This window comes from Leptospira interrogans (assembly GCF_900156205.1).
Classification (GTDB): Bacteria; Spirochaetota; Leptospiria; order Leptospirales; family Leptospiraceae; genus Leptospira; species Leptospira interrogans.
The window spans coordinates 57,367-74,191 of the sequence record NZ_FTNA01000017.1; the positions used below are offsets into that span (position 1 = coordinate 57,367).

Here is a 16,825-nt window from a genome sequence, read left to right on the forward strand (position 1 = left end):
TACATTCACTATATAATGGTATTCAATATTTTGTTTTGGAATTATACCGTAGGAGGAAATTTTAAAGTAGTTAGGGTTTATGAGGAATAAAAAATCAAATTTAATTCTAATATCTTCAAACCAGAAAATTATTATCGTAGATGATAATCAAAAATATGCACAACAATTAAGTTCTTTATTACTTTCAAAAAAAGAAACGATACAAATATCATGTGCTGAAAATATTCGTAGTGGATATAAAAAAATCTTAAAAGGAAACTTTGAAGTTTTTTTCTGTGATATTACAATAAGAAAAAGATTAGTTGGTTTTTATCTGGTTCATAGATTAAGAAAACGAAACGATAGAATTAAAATTATATTGATGTCTACTATCTTTGATTATCGTATTTTTTTCATCCTGTTTTATCGTATTATAAAATTCAGTTTTGCTTTAAATGGCATTTGTAGAAAATCAGACGTTATAAATGGAAAGTTGGTAATTTATTAATCGAACTATTTCATCAGGTAATAAATTTGAATTTTTGATTTTAATATATTTAATATTTTTTTCTTTTAGCTTTTTAGTAAGAATATTCTTATTTAATGAAAAAAGTATATAAGTAATAAACAAAAGCATAAACTTTTCAAATCTAGTTTTTCGATACGAAGGCCTATTTTTCATTCTTATCCATAGATCGAAAAAAGAAAAATCGAATAAAATAAACACTAAACTTTCGCTTTTTATAGTTTCTATAATTGTGTTGAATAAATATGGGAGAATTAAATGTGATCCTTCGTACACACAAAGATTGTTTTCATTTTTTATAATTTTATCTAGTACGGATTGGTGGATCGTTCTGAACTTTTTTTTTCCGATAAGTTTAATATTGAGTTTGTTTTTATATTCTTGATCAAAATTAAAAATTCTCGATTTTTTGCTATTATATTTATAAGAAGTTGTCGTTTTTCCGGAATTGGTTGGGCCTACCATGATTAATTTAGAATATTTTAATTTCACAATGTTTCTAATTTGAATTTTTGAAGTTTATTTTTCTTTTGAAGAAACATACTTTTGAGAAATATTCCGAAGACAGAAAAGTATGAATAATTTCTTAGTATGTTTTCACATTGAGAAGATTTTAATAATAAATTTACTTTCAAATTTTCCAAATAATTGCGCACTTTAGGATCGGAGAAATAAAATTCTTCGTATCTTTTAAACGAATAAATTTCTAAAGGGATATTAATGTAACCAATCTTATAATCCTTTTTATAATCGATTAAATTATCTACTTGAATATAAAATTTAGCCAATGTATCTAATTGTATTTGGTCATTTAAAATTTTTTTATCTTTAAAGATAGAAGCACAAATTTTTAGCGATAAGATTCCAAGTTTTATATTCCTATTTTCGAGGGAAACTCGATCTAATAGTTTAAACTTTCTTTTAAAATCGTTTTTTTGAATTTCTAAAAATGATTCATAGAGAGGTTTATAGTTCTCGCTATGTTTTGATAAGAATATTAGCTTCCCTAAATATTCAAATTCGTTATTTGGCTCTCGATTAAAAAATAATATTTCTTTTTGATTTTGTAAAAATTTTTCTACTTCTACTTCATCTGATAAATTATTATCTACGTTATTATCAATCCATTCTAAATAACTGTAAATTGTGTAATAAAGAGTAATTCTTTTTATTTTGAAAAAAGTGACAAGTATGATGATAAAGTAGGGAATTTTGTTTTTTGTATTTGAACTTATAAATCTTAAAATTCTATAGATATTTTTTCGTTTGTCCATCAACTGGAAATTCTTAAACTAATACAGGATAGGCATAAGAAATCAGCTGAATTTAATTTTCTGCAAGAAATAAAATCAATGAAAATCTCCCAGTATAAAACTGACACGATTTCGTGGAAATTCCCATCAATTTATTTAAAAGACGGTTTTTTCTGATTTTTACGCCAAATTGTTGTTAGACTATTTAGTATTCCTTAAATTTTGAACGTGTTTTGAAAGTTCTGCTCTAAAAGAAAATTCCCAGATTCCCATTAGATAACGAAACGCAGAAACGATTACATCAGGACGAGGAGGATCACCTCCAATAAATAAATCCGGTTGTTTTGGAAGTTTACCTAATTTAAAAAGACCACCCGAAACGGCTTCCGATCCGCAGGCTACAAGTGCTTTTGGAGAAGGCATAGTTTCCCAGGCTGTGTCTAAGGGACCTTCCATGTTTGGCCCTACCGGCCCTGAATATACCAGTGCGTCTGCGTGTTTTGGAGAAGCTACTACTCGGATCTTACTTGCCTCACTGTCAAAAAGAGCGTTGAAACTTGCATTAATTTCCGCTTCGGTCGTATTATTTCCACTAGCCGCTACTTCTCTAAATTGAAAGCCGGTTTTTTTAGTAACCTTTCTGAATTGTTTTATTTCTTCCGTTTCCACTTCCGGTTTTTCATCTGGCATTCCGTTTGTATATACTACTTGTAACGTTTCACGATCGGTCGAATATACATGAACAAAACCGGAATCTATAATCTTTCCGTTAGAACATACCTCGGAACATTTTCCACATTGAAGGCAAGCACCGTAATCAAAACTCATCTTATCTTTAGATATAATCTTGAGGGAATGAGTTGGACAGACCTGTTCGCAGGATTTGCAAGTTAGGCAAGATTCGTTTGAAGATAAAACCGGAATAGGAATTCCTCTCGCATTTGGATTTAGAGGGGATACTTTTTTATAGTTCATCGTCTTTGCGGGACGAATAATATTCAATATTTCGAATATACTTTTCATAAATCAACTCCTACGTAACTCAGATTGAAGGATTTGTTATTTAGTGGAAAGTCCCCTATATATTCCCCTCGTACCGCTAATTCTAATGCGTGCCAATTGGGAACGGAAACTTCTCGGATATAAGTGTTTTCGATCGTACCGTTTGAATCCAAATCCAAGGATACAAGTACAGGTCCTCTCCAACCTTCTACTGCGGAGTAATACATTCCTTTTTTGACTGGGTTTGATTTTCCAAACTTAAGATCGAGCGCTGCTTCCAATTTAGGAATCGCTTCTACAAGCCACTTGCTGCTATTTTTTAATTCTTCATAACGAAGATAGAATCTGGCCCACGCGTCTCCTCTCATTTGATCTCTGTTTAACTCTAGTGAAATTGGGGAACTAAATGCATAAGATTTTTCTAAATTACGTAAATCTCTATTTAGTCCGGTACATTTTTCCACCATACCTATAAATCCAAGATGTCTAACTTGTTTTTGTCGAATGACTCCGCAAGATTGTAGTCTTTCTCGATTTGTAGATCTTCCGGCGGCGCGTTCAAAATGTCCTACGACTTCTTCTGTCACAGAACGAATTCTTTCTGAAAGTTCTTTTAATTTATTTCGATCGAGTCCTTTTCTAAAAAAGATTTTACCTGGAGACAAAGCTCCTCTTCCAAATCGATTTCCAGTTAACGCTTCCATTACTCCAAGAGGAATTCCTCTTTGTAATGAACATACACCTTGTAGAGGGTAATAGCCTATATCTCCCGCAATAGCTCCCATGTCTCCTATATGAGTTGCGACTCTTTCCAGTTCTAAAAGTACTAATCTAGCAAAATCCAATTCTTGAGGAACTGCGATGTTTTGGGCTTCTTCAAAAATCCTGGAAAATGCAATCGCGTAGGAAATTGTACTATCTCCCGAAATCGCTTCGGCATAAGGTATAGAATCTTTGGGACCTTTTCCTTTGATTAAATCGATCAAACCTCTTTTTTGAAATCCGAGTCTAATATCCAAACTTCGAATCTCTTCACCTTTTACGATAAACCTGAAATGTCCCGGCTCAATTACACCCGCGTGTATCGGCCCGACAGCGTGGGAATAATGACTTGCTGGAATTGGTACTTTTAATCCCTTATATACTAAATCTTTAATACCTTTTTTAGTTACAAATTTTTCCAGATCTGTTTTGCGATCGGCGGTAATATATCTTTCAAAATCATAAGAAGAATAATCTTCTTCTCCCTGATCTACTCCTAAGGAATGTCTGAGAATCCAAATCGGATTTGCTGTATCTTCAAAAGCTTCCTTTTCGGAGTATTCTACGATTTCATGTTCTATTCCTTCGTTTGAAAGCCAGAAACGGTTGTAACCTTTTTTTCCTTTTCTAGGATAGAAACCAGTTACGCTGCGCATTCAAAATTCTCCTTGCAGTAGATGATAAAAACCCCATATACCGAGACCCAACACCATTATAAAAAGTAAAAGAGAGTTTGTCATACGGATCTGTAAAGTACTCGCAAACTCTTTTGCAAAAGGCCTGTCCTCTAAATTAAAAAGTGGAACTGTTTTGTAGAGTAACACACCAAAAAAGATCAATCCTAAAAATGGAACCGTGATCACGAACCATTGGCCTTGAGCCCAACCGACTTTCAAAAGTAAAAGATCATTTACGAAAATCGGAGAACCTGGAAGTACAAATGCGACGAACAAAGACGCAGTATAAAGTGAAAGTGCCTTCTTGTTGATTTTTTCAGAAAGAAAAATCTTACTCAATTCTCTTTTACCGGCGTCCATTCTTACGATTCCCATCGTTAAGAACAATACTGCTTTTAAAACTATGTTTCCGGCCATCACGAAGTTAAAAACTGGATCGGGTAAATCCATCCAAAGAAAAATTCCAATTGCACCGCTGTGAAATAAGGCAACCTTCGCAGTCATCATTCTGAGATCGTTTCTTTGATAGAGAGCAACGATACTTTGTAACATCGTTATAATTCCTAAAATCAACAATCCGTCTGAAGCACTGAAAGTTGTCGGATACAATTGGTGGTCCATGTGGATGAATGGACGTAGCGCATAACTTACCGCAACCGGAACGAATGCTGCGATTAAGGCGGAGATTTGACTTGGACTTTCTCCATAAGTATCCACGACCCACACATGATTTGGGAAAAGACCTAATTTTGCGGAATAACCAAAAATCGCTAACCAAAGCCCGATCTCAAGCCATAGGTTTTCTGGATGTTCGGATAATTTGCCTGCTAGAACTTCTACGGGATGATCGATTCCGTGTAACGTTGCCGTTAGAATAATGATTCCTAAAAATGCGATCCCGAGTCCAAAAGAGTTGATTAAAAGAAATTTCCATGCGATCGGAAACAATTTCGAAGTTCTACTAGAAGATACTAATAAAGCTCCCGTAAAAGTAGTCGCTTCGATTAAAACCCATTGAAGAGCAAATCCTTCTAAGTTCCAAGCCGCGAATGTAAGTCCAGTACAAAGGATCATTAGAAAAGACCACATTGCTATTTTTTTTTGACCCTTAGTAGGTGCTAAAATATACGCGAGTAAAATCAGAAATAAAACGACTACTCCGATTCCATTTAGTATGAAAAGATTCATACGGACACCTCTTCTTTTTCGTTTTCGGAGGAAACTTCCATACTGATTCTAAGAGTTGCAGCCGCTCCAATGATGAACACTGCATCTAAGAAAGAACCAAATTCGATTCCTAAAGGAAGTTCCGTTCTTAAAATTTGAGTCAAAAGAAAAGTTCCGTTTTCAAAAACGGCAAACGAAGCAATCACCCCAACCCAATGACGACGAACCACGAATCCTACCATTCCTACATACAATATAAGAAACGTATATAAAAAGGACATTTGATTTACTTGACCAAATCTAAATTTAGTAAAACCTAATATAAGAAAACCAACAATTGCTCCTATCAAAAGAAGAGCAAAAGTAGGAATATAACCCACTTTGGGAAAAGTAGATTCCACTGAGTTTGTTCTTCTAGCAGTCAAAAAAAGGATCCAGGGAGTTAAGATCACTTTGAAAAGTAAAATCATTCCTGCTAGAAATAAACTATGAGTGCCATATCCACCGTCTTCGAAAAGAGGGACTAAGAGAAATACACTCTGAAACGCAAGAAGAAGAACGAGTCTTTTCAAACGATTTTCAAGAAGAATCACAACTCCAATTAAAAGTAAAATTAGATAACTGAATTCTGTTCCCATATAACTTTTTCCTTAGGATCAACCTAATTTAAGAAGAATGCCCAAAAAGAGCATGAAGATGAAGTTTAAACCGAGTAACTCTGGAACCCAGAGCCACTTTCTTCGAGTACTATTTGCTTCTATGTAACCCACACAAATTGAAACAAAAACCGCTCCTAAAACCGCAACTATATCGAGCCAAAAAATGGGTACGGAACGATTTAAAAAGAATTCTCCGTGATAAACTCCCATCTTAGCTACAAATAGAAATAACGCGCATGTTTTAAATTGTTGTGCCAATTCAAAAAGGGCCCTTCTACTTCCGGACGCTTCGAGCAACATAGCCTCGTGAACCATAGTAAGTTCCAAATGAGTTCTAGGATCGTCAAACGGCGGTTTGGCGAGTTCCGCTAAAATTATCAAAGAAGTTCCTAAAAGAAATAAACCGCCGAACGCGAGACTTGCAAAGTTCGCATTAAATACCAGATGTGATTCAAACACTACTAGAACCAAAATCATAATTGGTTCACAGAACACATAGAGTATAACTTCTCTCGCTGCACCCATTCCTGCGAAAGATGTACCGTTTTCTACAGAATAAGCGAGTAACGCAAATCTCATAATTCCGATTAAAAATGGAATCAAAAGAAAAGATCCCCATTCGAAACTAGTCAAACTCCAAACAGCAAATCCAGATAAACAGGCTATGAGAGGGGAAGCCTCCGTAAAAAATCCTGAGAACGGTCCATCCACAGGTTTTTTACGGATCATTCTCCAAGTGTCGTAGAAAATTTGAAAAACGGGAGCGCCTACTCTTCCTTGAGAATAAGATCTTATTTTTTGAACCAGTCCTCCGCATAAAAACGGAAGAACGATAAAAGACAAAACCCGAATTATCGGGTCAAGGTATTTAAGAATAATTTCCATAAATCTCCCTCGGTCAACTTCAGGCCGATAATTACGAATAGAAGGATTACCACTGTCACGGAAGAAAAAGCGAGATTGATCGAAATCGATTCTTCGTTTGTTTCGTTCGGTTTGGTCTTAAACATATTTAAGAATTTTATAATTCCCTGAAGTATTCCTTCGTCCAAACGAGAATTACCTTCTACGTTTGTGAAGTATCTTCCCAAAGAAGGGAAAAGAGGATCTGAAATTCCGTCGGAAGGAATCGCTATGTCTGCGCCTCCATAATTCCCGCCGCAATCCCAAAGTTTTCTTTTAGAAATTTTAGTTCTCAACCCCATAATTCCAACCAGTATAATCATCCCGAGTCCGATAAAGTTCACGATCGCAAGACCTTTATACCACTCTTCATCTAACCATTCTTTGGTGGGTGAATGATAAAGAGCATAAGCTGAAATTCCAAAGGAAACGATTAAGATCAAAACACCGCTAAAAAAAATAGAATAGAATACTGAACGGGAAGGTTTGTGTTCCGGCCAGTTTGTTCTTGGTCTGGATAAAACCATTCCTAAGAAAATTCTTAAATGTCCTGCTGCACCTAAGACTAAACCAGAGGAAACCAAAATCAAAAGTGGGAGAATCAGAATTGCGCTTTGTCCTGGAATTTCCAAAACACCTGCGACTAACTTTACAAAGGTGGCTTCGGAAAGAAATCCGGTTGTTCCTGGAATTGCAAGAAAACTGATCGTTCCCAAACTTAACAAAGAAGTTGGAAGTCCTGAAATTCTACCTATTCCTGTATTCTGATCTACATTCGAAAAACCTGATATTTTAGTCAGGTATCCGATCGAAAGAAATTGAAACGTTTTGCTAATACTATGATGGATCAAAGATAAGATGAACAAAAACGAAAAAGATCTGCTCAACACTTTTAAACTTTCCACTTCGCTGTCTTTCCATAAGGCGGAAAGAAGAATGCAGAGAAATAAAAAATTCATATTCTCTACAGTACTATAAGCAATTGCCTTTTTTGCGTCTCTTGAAAATAAGGAAGAAAGACCCGCCCAGAGAACTCCAAAGCCCGCGAGGGGAATTAAGATTTTAATGTAGATCGTATTTCCGAACCAAGGTGCTACGAGTTGATGAAAAAGAATCAAGGGAAGATTTACAAGAATTCCGGAATAAGCAGCTGATGCATGAGCAGGAGAACCGGAATGTGCTTCTGGAAGCCAAAAATGAAAACCAAAAAAAGCAGCTTTGACTAAAAGCCCGGCTACCAAAAACATATTTCCAAATTCGCTTTTAGGCGAATAGATCCAATATGTAAAACAAAATGCTCCTACTCCACCCGCGACGACTAACGCAATAAAACTTTTGATGGAGTTCGGAGTCCATTTGCCTCCTTGATAAAGAAGAAAAGCGTTGACGGTTGACAATTCCCAAAATAGAATCAACCATAATGTCTTTCCAACTAAATAACAAAGACCTGTACTAAGAAAGAATACGGAGTATCCTAAGAGTACAGTAGTCCTTTTACGATGTTCATATCCATAGACATAAATGGAAGAAATGAATCCCAAAACGGCTTGAAGAGTAAGAGCAATAAATAAAACCGAGTCTTGCTCTAAAAAATTTTTACCGAGTACTTTTGCCGCTAAAAAAGGCGCAACAAGCGACATTAAGACTATCAGATAAGATAAAACAATCATCGACTTTTAAGTCTCCTCTTAAAGTGCAGCGTTCAACTGAAAGAAAAATACGCTCGCGTTGTTTGCTGAGGTATGTTGTTTCATAAACGCGGCGGAATTTAATTCAAATTCGTTTGTTGTTGTGTTGTATATCAAGGGACTGTTTCTATAATTTCGAATTGAATTACCAGCAATTAGGAAACCTGCACCTGTCCAAATAGATACATTGTCATTTATCTGAAACATCCAAGTTAGATCCAATTCGTTATAAATATTTCTACCTGTTGAATACGGTTGTGTAAAAGAATTTCCAGTATAATTTTCGGTCGAACCGGCGGCAGTGGTTCCACCAGTTGCGTTAGTCGACGTTGCTACAGGAGAAGAGAGTGCGGAACCTGCGATAGAATTTGCACCACCGTTGATCGCGTACCAAGCGTCATTTTTCTGAACCTTATCATTGATAATATAAGCGATTTGGAACATACCCCATTTTTCATTTTTATAAGTAATGTTCGCGTTCCAAGAACTTAGATTTTTAGTATCAATATTTTCGGAAAGACCCGCCACGTTATTCCAATAAGGAATCACTCCAAAACGAGGATTGACAAGAGTTTGGAAAGTAGAAATACTTCCATCGGCCCTATTGTTGTCTCCGGAAGCGTAGGTATATTGAGCGCCTATTCTTAACTTTTCCGCAAAGGTATAACCGGTTTGAACTACATGAAATTGTCCTGAGTACTTGACTCTTTCCGTTTTAGTATTAGCAAGAGGAATACCGTCTTCTGTTGTAGCCGGAAGATCATAACCAAAGAACTTTTGATGAATTCGTTGGCCATTATAACCGTTTTGCCAAGCACTTTCGATTGTCCAGTCCCAACCTCTTCCTTGAGGAAGGTTGTTCTTGTTGGTTCTGTTTGTAAGTCTAAAACCTGTCGTGTAAAGCATGTCGTTTTGCTTTTTACGGTTTTGAGCTAGGACGTCATCTGCAGTAGAAGAAGGAGTGGTTTGAGGAATCCATTTTTTAACCACATCTATATTATAAACGTCTAAAACAACTTCATTCAAAATTTTGAAAGTATTATAAGTACCAAAAAGAGTTGTGTCCGATTGAGACGCAGAAGGGTTTGTATTCGCTACGGTCTAATTTAACTTAGGGTCATTTGCTGAAACAACTCCGTTTACACCGCTTTGAGTCCAAAAGGGCCTTGCTACAAAAAAATGGGAACTGAAACTATCATAGTCGAACATAACTCTGGCGCCGTCATAGGAAAGGCCATTGATGGTCCAGTTCGCACCACCTAACATTCTCTGGTCTCCATAAGCCCAAATCTGTCTACCAACTTGTACTTTTGCGTCTAAAGGAAGTTTTTTAATCATCACAAAAGCTTCTCTAATGCTCGTATTGTTGGAAGCGATTGAATTACTAGGTTTACCAGGAACGTTTGGATCAGAACTCAGAGTAGGAGTGTTACTAAAAAAACCAGAACGAATGTCTCCTACGTTTGCTGGAGAAGCGCCGCCCCAAACTCTGGTATCTTGGACTGTGATTTTAAAAGTTACATACGGACTTGGATCGATTAGAAAATAAAATGCAGAAGTCTGCATGATACGATCGGTATAAGCGTGATTGGATTTATCGAAATTGAGATTGTTTCTGGATTCATATCTAGGTCTTAGATAGAATCCTAACTTAATCCAATCGTTGACCCAAAGTTTATTGGAATATTTGTTCACGGTTTTAGAAAGATCTGGGTCGATGAACATATGTCGATTGTATTCGGCGCTTACCCCTTCCTTTTTCATAGGAGAAACGTAATCCGCGTCTTCGGGTTTTGTATCGGTTACCTGCTTTGTAGCGGCAGGGGATTCAACGGAAGGTTTATTCTCCGTAACCTGAGCGGTTTGAGACAATAACGCTCCGCTTCCAAAAGAGAGGAGAAAGAAAAAAATGAAACCTATTTTTACAGAATGTTTTTTTTGGTTCGAAGTCATTTGATTAACCCTTCGTTTTTTATTTAAGAAATTCTAATAACAGACTATTAGGAAAAATACAAACCGGATTTTAATTCATTCAAAAAGTGTTAAACTTAAAAAACGAATATAAGATTTTATGAATTCTTTTAAAAAAGAATTCAAATAAAAATTCGATTTATAAGAAAATTCTACCAAAACCTGTAGGATTTTATTGTTTGATAGGCTCAATTTTTTATTTCCTACGGGTTCGGAATAATTCTAAATCCAACTTTCTCGACAATCTTTCAGGAAACTCAAATTTGATCCTAAAATAAAATTAGAGTTTTGAAATGAGTTGTAAAAACGATTGTCGAGAAAATGAAACCTTTTTCCTTAAGTTAAAGTCACGAGATAGTAATAGAGCGGAATTCCCGCGACTATGTTGATCGGAAAGACGATCGAAAGTGCAACCGTAAGATAGATACTCGGGTTTGCTTCCGGAATCATATCTTTCATAGCGGCAGGTACGGCTATATAAGAAGCAGAAGCGCATAGAACGACAAACATCAAAGCGTCTCCCGCTGGCATCTCGATTACTTTGGTAAGAATTAAACCTAGTGTTGCATTTACGATCATCAAAGCAATAGCCGCAATAATTAGGAACAATCCAACGTTAGCGAGTTCTTTAAATCTACGAGCAGCTGAAATACCCATATCCAAAAGAAAGAATGTAAGAATTCCCTTAAATAGATCATCCGCGAAAACTTTCTCTGCTTTCCAACCGGAATCTCCAGTAATATAACCTACGATCAGAGCCCCGACTAGAAGATAAATTGAAGAACCAAAAAGAGCTTCGTGTAACAAAGCCTTCCAGTTGATTGCCCCGCCTCCGTTCATTTTATTTTTATTTAAACGGTCTAAAACTACAGCGATTACGATCGCAGGAGATTCCATCAGAGCCATTCCAGCGACGATAAACCCTCCGTATTCTACCTTCAAATTGTGTAAAAAAGCGCCTGCCGTTACAAATGTGACGGCGCTGATGGAACCAAAGGAACCTGCTAAGGCGGCGGCGTTGTGTTTATCGAGTTTAATTTTCAAAACGAAATAGGCATAGATAGGAACTATAATTGCCATAATTGAACATGCAATCAGAGTAAAAAGGTGCTCTTGACTGAATGCGGTTTTGGATAACTCGTGTCCTCCTTTAAAGCCAATGGCGAAAGGTAGATACATTGAAAAGAATTTAGACAGGGATTCGGGAATAACCAAATCCGATTTAAAAAAGACTACTCCCATCCCAAGGAAGAAAAACAACACTGGCGGGTTTAGCACATTTTCTAAAATTGCGTGCGTGTCCATAATCAGCTAACTCCATGATTTAAGAATTTCAAATTTCGATCGAAATTTACAAATCGAGATTTGAAAAATCTGTAATTTTACAAAGGGAAGGAAAAGAAATTGAAACCTACTCTCTACAATCCCTACTGAAGGAATAGACTTTCCAAGATTATAAAATTGGACAATCACTTTTTCAAAAATCGATTTATTTGGAATTTCCAGAATATTTTTGTAAATTGTAGACCTAACGTAAAAACGTTAAAAAAAATCGTTTTTTAAGAATTAAAAAGGTAATAAATGTATCGATTATTGGTTAATATCCAATCTGTTACAGGTTCTTATGTAAAGTGCTGTGAATTTAAAACGAATCCTTGTTTAGAGGCAGAATTTTGGAATGTTTACTTATTAGGGAATTGCAGAAATTGAAATTTTTTTACAGAAAAAATAAAAACTAAATTTGCTTTGGAAATATTTTTTAAAACGATGATATTGTTAAATTCAAGGTTAATGAAACGGAATGTATAAAACCCCAACTTCTAATTTTAGAATTTTTGTACTAGTTTTTGGCGTTTTTATTTCTTTTTTTCCGGTTTTTGCTCATCCCGAATCGGTATTACTTACTCAAGAAACCTCTTCAAAAAACATAAGTTCCCTTATAGAATATAGATATAGGGGGCAACAATTTGCAGGTTGTTCTCCGGATCATATAGATGGTTTGGAAGATTTAGAATGGCATCAAATTCCGACCGAGGTTTTACGTGTAAAAAGAACACCTTTCGGGAATTGGCTGAGATTTAGTGTTAAAAATTCCGAATCTACGATCCAAAGTAGAATTCTTTTACTCGGATGGTTAAATGTTCCAGATACACAGCTTTGTTTTTTTGATAAAAGCGGAAAGTTCGTTTCTGCGCGATCTGGTTATTCAAATGATATAGAAGATGAAAAAATTCTCACGAACTTACCTCATTTTAGAATAGATTTAGAACCTAACGAAAATAGAATTTTCTATCTTTTTGTTTTATCGAACGAGGATATTAATTATCGAATTCAAATTATGGGTTTAGAGGAATTTGAACTTCGTAAAAGACTTAGATCGATCATTTCTTATTCAATTATAGGAATCGTAGCGATTGCGATTTTTTATTCTCTTTTTGGTTATTATCGATTTAGAAATTTTACTTTCGTTTCTTTTTTATTGTATATTATTTCTGTTCTTGTTACATTTTATTTTCTTCATGGACGCACTTTTGCAGAAATTGCGGGAAATACAAATAATCTATTTCGGCACAGTTATTTCTTATTTCTTGGAATTTCTTACGTGTTTTTATTTTTATATTTATTTTCGGTAGATAAAATTAACCAAAGGAAAGTTTATCGTTCAGTGTTTTTTTGGATCTCTGGAGCTTTAGGAGTTTTATATTTTCTAATTCCTCTTTTGCATTCTTGGTATGATCATAGGATTTTGCTTTTAGTAGTTACGGTAGGTCTTTCCTCTTTTTACTTTATTCGGGTACACTATCAATTTTTTGGTTCTAACTCTTCGATTGGATTTCTTTATACCGCATCTTGGACCGTGTTTCTAGTATTAAATATTTATAAGACTATTTTTCATTTTGATTTTTATCCATTTAACTATTTTTCAGTGTTTGGGGTTGTACTATTTTTACCTTTTCATTCTATTTTAATAAGTTTTTATTTGAATGAGTTTTTGAATCGGAAAAAGTCTCAGAAACTTGAAGAGAAAGATTCGATACAAACTAGAAAATCTACAACTAGTTCTTTAAATGTGGTAGAAATTGTTCAGGGTGTTAAGAATCTTTTGGAAAAGAAAAAAGTATTTCTTCAAAAATCTTTAAAAGAAGAAAACGTAGCTAAAGAACTTGGTTTAAGTCTTCATCAACTTTCCGAAATCATTAACGTAGAATTTGGTAATAATTTTCCTTCTTTAATCAATCAATATAGAATTGAAGAAGCTAAAAAACTTCTTCTGGATCATCCAGATAAGACAACTGCTGAAATCGGAAGCAGCGCGGGGTTTAGTTCTAAATCTGCGTTTTATATGGAATTTAAAAAGTTTACCGGAACCAATCCGAACGCATACCGTAGAAAAGAACTTAAAAACGAATCTACATTTCGTAAAAATTTTTAATTCTAATTTTTAGTATATTCATAAAATTTAATACTTTGAATGAATTTTCGTGTTTATCCTTTGTAATATTATATTACTTAGGGGGCTTGAATCGATTTCGGTCTTAAAATAGAATATTTTTCAAAGTGAAAAATGTGTTTTTAATTCATAATTGTGATCTCTCTTGAAAAATTATTTTTAGAAGAGGCATTGTATTGAATTTAAAACGTTATATGGGGAAATGCGATGCAAAAATTTTTTTTTTCGATCTTTTTCATTTGTATACTCGTCTTGAATTTGTTTTTCTCCTGCAATCTAATTGCGTATTTGTTCCTTTCAAAAGAAATTGTTCCTTCAAAAATGATTATAATTTTTCATACTGGCGAAATTGAAATCGTTAGATATGGAAAAATTTTACCTTCTTCCATAGGTTTAATTTTGCAAGAATGCGATTTGATTCGAACTTTTTCCGGATCGGTTGATATTCAATCTGGAAATGGAAATCTGATTCGAATAAAACCTTATACGGAAATCATCTTAAAAAACCTTCCTGACAAACAACACAAAGAAACAAATCTTTATTTTCAATCTGGAGAATTGTTAGTTAAAACGAACAAACTTAAAACGGATGAGTCTTTTTTTATATCTACTTCCACTACGGTTGCAGGTGTTCGAGGAAGTAGTTTCTCGTTAAAACTTGAGGAAGGTAGTCAATCTCCTGAAGTAAAAGTTTATGAAGGTGCAGTCGGAATGAGTTTCAAGATTCCAAATAAAATCTTGGAAGAAATCAAAACTATGAACGAGGAAATATATGATGAATTTATAATGTTTTTGAAAAAAAATGAAGTCGTTTTAGATAAAGGAGAAGTTTCTCTTATAAAGCCGAGTCTGGATCGAATGATTCAACTCATTTTGACAAAAGTGGAAAATAAAGAAGATATTTCTAGAGAGTTTGCTTCGATTCAGAAAATTGAAAATTTCAGTCTTCAAAAAACCACTTTTGTAGAAACTCCTCAAGAAATTGCAGAGATAGAAACTCTCGTTTATGCAGACCGGATTCTAGTCGACCAGGCCTTAGCCGAACAAGATTCTAACGAAGTTCAACCTTTTATTTCTTCGATTTCTTCAGAGATACAGCGTGATCAAAGTTTCAAGTTGGATCAAGCCTTGAACAAAATTCAAGCAAAGATAGAGAGAAACGTTTTGAAATACGAATCTGAAATTTATGAATATTATAATGTTCTTGAAACTGTAGTCAAAGAAGATGGCTCAAAACTTTCGGGCGCGATCGTTGCTCAAGTCGGCGATACATTAATTTTGCATACTCCTAAAGGAGCAATTCGTTTAAATAAAAACGAAATTGATTATATTGATTATCAAAATTCTAGAATGAAAGATAAATAAATTGTATATTGGATTTTTGGAATATATAAATTACTACAAAAATTTCTTCCAAAAATGTAAGAACAGCTATAATTTCAAGTTGGACAATAGAATTTTGTTGTTGGTTTTAATTTTCTCTTTGATCTTTCTGTTCATTCTTTCAATCTGTCCCAGACTATGAAAAAGAAAATCCTTCTCTTAGGTTCCGGTGAACTCGGTAAAGAATTTGTAATTGCGGCTCAGAGGTTGGGGCAATATGTTATTGCAGTTGATTCTTACGATGATGCCCCTGCTATGCAAGTCGCTCACGAAAAAGAAATCATCAATATGTTAGACGGAAACCTTTTGGATCAGATTATAGCGAAACATAAACCGGATTTGATTGTTCCAGAAATCGAAGCGATTAAAACAGAACGTTTTTACGAATATGAAAAACAGGGTTATCAAGTTGTTCCCTCGGCAAAAGCTGCCAATTTTACTATGAATCGTAAATCGATCCGAGATCTTGCTGCTAAGGATCTAAAACTTCTCACAGCTAAATATGCATATGCTTCTTCTATAGACGAACTGATAAAAGCAACGGAAATATTAGGTTTTCCTTGTGTTGTAAAGCCACTCATGTCTTCTTCTGGAAAAGGGCAATCGGTTATCCAGTCTCGAGAAGAAATTTCTAAAGCTTGGGAAGCGTCTCAAACAAAAGGTCGTGCCGGTGCCGCAGAAATTATCGTGGAAGAGTTTATTCCTTTTGAATCGGAAATTACTCTTTTAACGGTTACTCAGAAAAATGGTAAAACTTTATTTTGCCCACCGATCGGCCATCGACAAGAAAGAGGGGATTATCAAGAAAGTTGGCAACCGGCCGCAATCTCGGAAGTTCAACTTAAAGAAGCCCAGAGGATGGCAGACGCAGTGACAAAAGAACTGACTGGTTTTGGCATTTGGGGAGTGGAATTTTTTTTAACCGAGGATAAGGTTTATTTTTCGGAACTTTCTCCAAGGCCGCACGATACTGGAATGGTTACGTTAGCCGGAACACAAAATTTCAACGAGTTCGAACTTCACCTTAGAGCGATTTTAGGAATTCCAATTTTAGAAATTACTCTGGAAAGAAAAGGTGCAAGCGCTGTAATTCTTGCGAGTACTGAAAATAAAACCCCCGAAATTAGTGGGTTAGATATTGCATCTGGAATGTCTGAATCAGATTTTAGAATTTTTGGAAAACCTATTACAAGGCCGTATCGCAGAATGGGTGTTACTCTTTCTTATTCTACAAAAGGAGAGGAAATTTCTTCTCTTCGTAAACGTGCGGTTCTTTTAGCTTCTAAAATCAAAGTCGATTGAATGAATCTCTATAAAATTCAAGGTAACGATTTTCAATTTAGTTTTGCGTAAAATTTGTGTTTGGTGATTCGTGCTACAAAATTGTAATTTCGTGTCAAAGTT

Annotated in this window: 13 protein-coding genes and 1 pseudogene; 4 read left to right on the forward strand and 10 right to left on the reverse strand. The window is 35.0% G+C overall.

All coding sequences use genetic code 11. The annotated features are described in order from the left end of the window. Positions 1-79 precede the first annotated feature (79 nt). A complete protein-coding gene (locus BW942_RS14050) occupies positions 80-487 on the forward strand; it encodes a response regulator (RefSeq protein WP_001244702.1) in 408 nt (135 codons plus the stop codon). Here BW942_RS14050 and BW942_RS14055 read toward each other — a convergent pair. The 10 genes and pseudogenes from BW942_RS14055 to BW942_RS14100 form a co-directional block, all read right to left on the reverse strand. Further along, entirely contained in the window at positions 452-997 is a 546-nt protein-coding gene (locus BW942_RS14055) for a hypothetical protein (protein WP_000770187.1), read from the reverse strand. The genes BW942_RS14050 and BW942_RS14055 overlap by 36 nt on opposite strands. Next, positions 994-1,779 carry a hypothetical protein gene (locus BW942_RS14060; protein ID WP_000361312.1) on the reverse strand — a complete coding sequence of 262 codons (786 nt, stop codon included), beginning with the start codon at positions 1,777-1,779 and terminating at the stop codon, positions 994-996. The genes BW942_RS14055 and BW942_RS14060 overlap by 4 nt, the downstream gene beginning before the upstream one ends. Positions 1,780-1,959: 180 nt before the next feature. Further along, positions 1,960-2,781 (reverse strand): NADH-quinone oxidoreductase subunit B family protein, encoded by an 822-nt coding sequence (locus BW942_RS14065; RefSeq protein WP_000835444.1) that lies wholly within the window; start codon positions 2,779-2,781, stop codon positions 1,960-1,962. After that, a complete protein-coding gene (locus BW942_RS14070) occupies positions 2,778-4,178 on the reverse strand; it encodes a hydrogenase large subunit (RefSeq protein WP_001258166.1) in 1,401 nt (466 codons plus the stop codon). The genes BW942_RS14065 and BW942_RS14070 overlap by 4 nt, the downstream gene beginning before the upstream one ends. After that, positions 4,179-5,387 (reverse strand): proton-conducting transporter transmembrane domain-containing protein, encoded by a 1,209-nt coding sequence (locus BW942_RS14075; protein WP_001048144.1) that lies wholly within the window; start codon positions 5,385-5,387, stop codon positions 4,179-4,181. It abuts the gene before it with no gap. Continuing rightward, on the reverse strand, positions 5,384-6,004 hold the full coding sequence (locus tag BW942_RS14080) for a formate hydrogenase (protein WP_000536350.1): 621 nt from the start codon (positions 6,002-6,004) through the stop codon (positions 5,384-5,386). The genes BW942_RS14075 and BW942_RS14080 overlap by 4 nt, the downstream gene beginning before the upstream one ends. Positions 6,005-6,022: 18 nt before the next feature. Further along, positions 6,023-6,910 (reverse strand): NADH-quinone oxidoreductase subunit H, encoded by an 888-nt coding sequence (locus tag BW942_RS14085; protein WP_000402670.1) that lies wholly within the window; start codon positions 6,908-6,910, stop codon positions 6,023-6,025. Beyond that, a complete protein-coding gene (locus tag BW942_RS14090; protein ID WP_000636540.1) occupies positions 6,877-8,598 on the reverse strand; it encodes a proton-conducting transporter transmembrane domain-containing protein in 1,722 nt (573 codons plus the stop codon). Before BW942_RS14090 ends, BW942_RS14085 begins: the two co-directional genes overlap by 34 nt. Before the next feature lie 18 nt (positions 8,599-8,616). After that, a pseudogene (locus tag BW942_RS14095) lies at positions 8,617-10,569 on the reverse strand (alginate export family protein). A gap of 354 nt (positions 10,570-10,923) precedes the next feature. Next, complete coding sequence (locus tag BW942_RS14100; RefSeq protein ID WP_002970824.1) at positions 10,924-11,892, reverse strand: sodium-dependent bicarbonate transport family permease; 969 nt, start codon at positions 11,890-11,892, stop codon at positions 10,924-10,926. 496 nt (positions 11,893-12,388) lie between these two features. Between BW942_RS14100 and BW942_RS14105 the strand changes: the two genes are divergently transcribed. From BW942_RS14105 to purT, 3 genes are all read left to right on the forward strand, one after another. Then, a complete protein-coding gene (locus BW942_RS14105; protein ID WP_000278605.1) occupies positions 12,389-14,020 on the forward strand; it encodes a helix-turn-helix domain-containing protein in 1,632 nt (543 codons plus the stop codon). A gap of 225 nt (positions 14,021-14,245) precedes the next feature. Beyond that, positions 14,246-15,403 (forward strand): FecR domain-containing protein, encoded by a 1,158-nt coding sequence (locus tag BW942_RS14110; protein ID WP_001168703.1) that lies wholly within the window; start codon positions 14,246-14,248, stop codon positions 15,401-15,403. A gap of 156 nt (positions 15,404-15,559) precedes the next feature. Then, the gene (gene purT / locus BW942_RS14115) at positions 15,560-16,723 is read left to right on the forward strand and encodes a formate-dependent phosphoribosylglycinamide formyltransferase (RefSeq protein ID WP_000727141.1); all 1,164 of its coding nucleotides are present in this window, start codon (positions 15,560-15,562) and stop codon (positions 16,721-16,723) included. Positions 16,724-16,825: the final 102 nt, after the last annotated feature.

Coding starts and splice junctions, on each gene's coding strand:
- BW942_RS14080 (WP_000536350.1), bottom strand. CDS start 6,004: ATGGGAACAGAATTCAGTTATCTAATTTTACTTTTAATTGGAGTTGTG.
- BW942_RS14070 (WP_001258166.1), bottom strand. CDS start 4,178: ATGCGCAGCGTAACTGGTTTCTATCCTAGAAAAGGAAAAAAAGGTTAC.
- BW942_RS14090 (WP_000636540.1), bottom strand. CDS start 8,598: ATGATTGTTTTATCTTATCTGATAGTCTTAATGTCGCTTGTTGCGCCT.
- BW942_RS14060 (WP_000361312.1), bottom strand. CDS start 1,779: ATGGACAAACGAAAAAATATCTATAGAATTTTAAGATTTATAAGTTCA.
- purT (WP_000727141.1), top strand. CDS start 15,560: ATGAAAAAGAAAATCCTTCTCTTAGGTTCCGGTGAACTCGGTAAAGAA.
- BW942_RS14050 (WP_001244702.1), top strand. CDS start 80: ATGAGGAATAAAAAATCAAATTTAATTCTAATATCTTCAAACCAGAAA.
- BW942_RS14100 (WP_002970824.1), bottom strand. CDS start 11,892: ATGGACACGCACGCAATTTTAGAAAATGTGCTAAACCCGCCAGTGTTG.
- BW942_RS14075 (WP_001048144.1), bottom strand. CDS start 5,387: ATGAATCTTTTCATACTAAATGGAATCGGAGTAGTCGTTTTATTTCTG.
- BW942_RS14065 (WP_000835444.1), bottom strand. CDS start 2,781: ATGAAAAGTATATTCGAAATATTGAATATTATTCGTCCCGCAAAGACG.
- BW942_RS14110 (WP_001168703.1), top strand. CDS start 14,246: ATGCAAAAATTTTTTTTTTCGATCTTTTTCATTTGTATACTCGTCTTG.
- BW942_RS14085 (WP_000402670.1), bottom strand. CDS start 6,910: ATGGAAATTATTCTTAAATACCTTGACCCGATAATTCGGGTTTTGTCT.
- BW942_RS14105 (WP_000278605.1), top strand. CDS start 12,389: ATGTATAAAACCCCAACTTCTAATTTTAGAATTTTTGTACTAGTTTTT.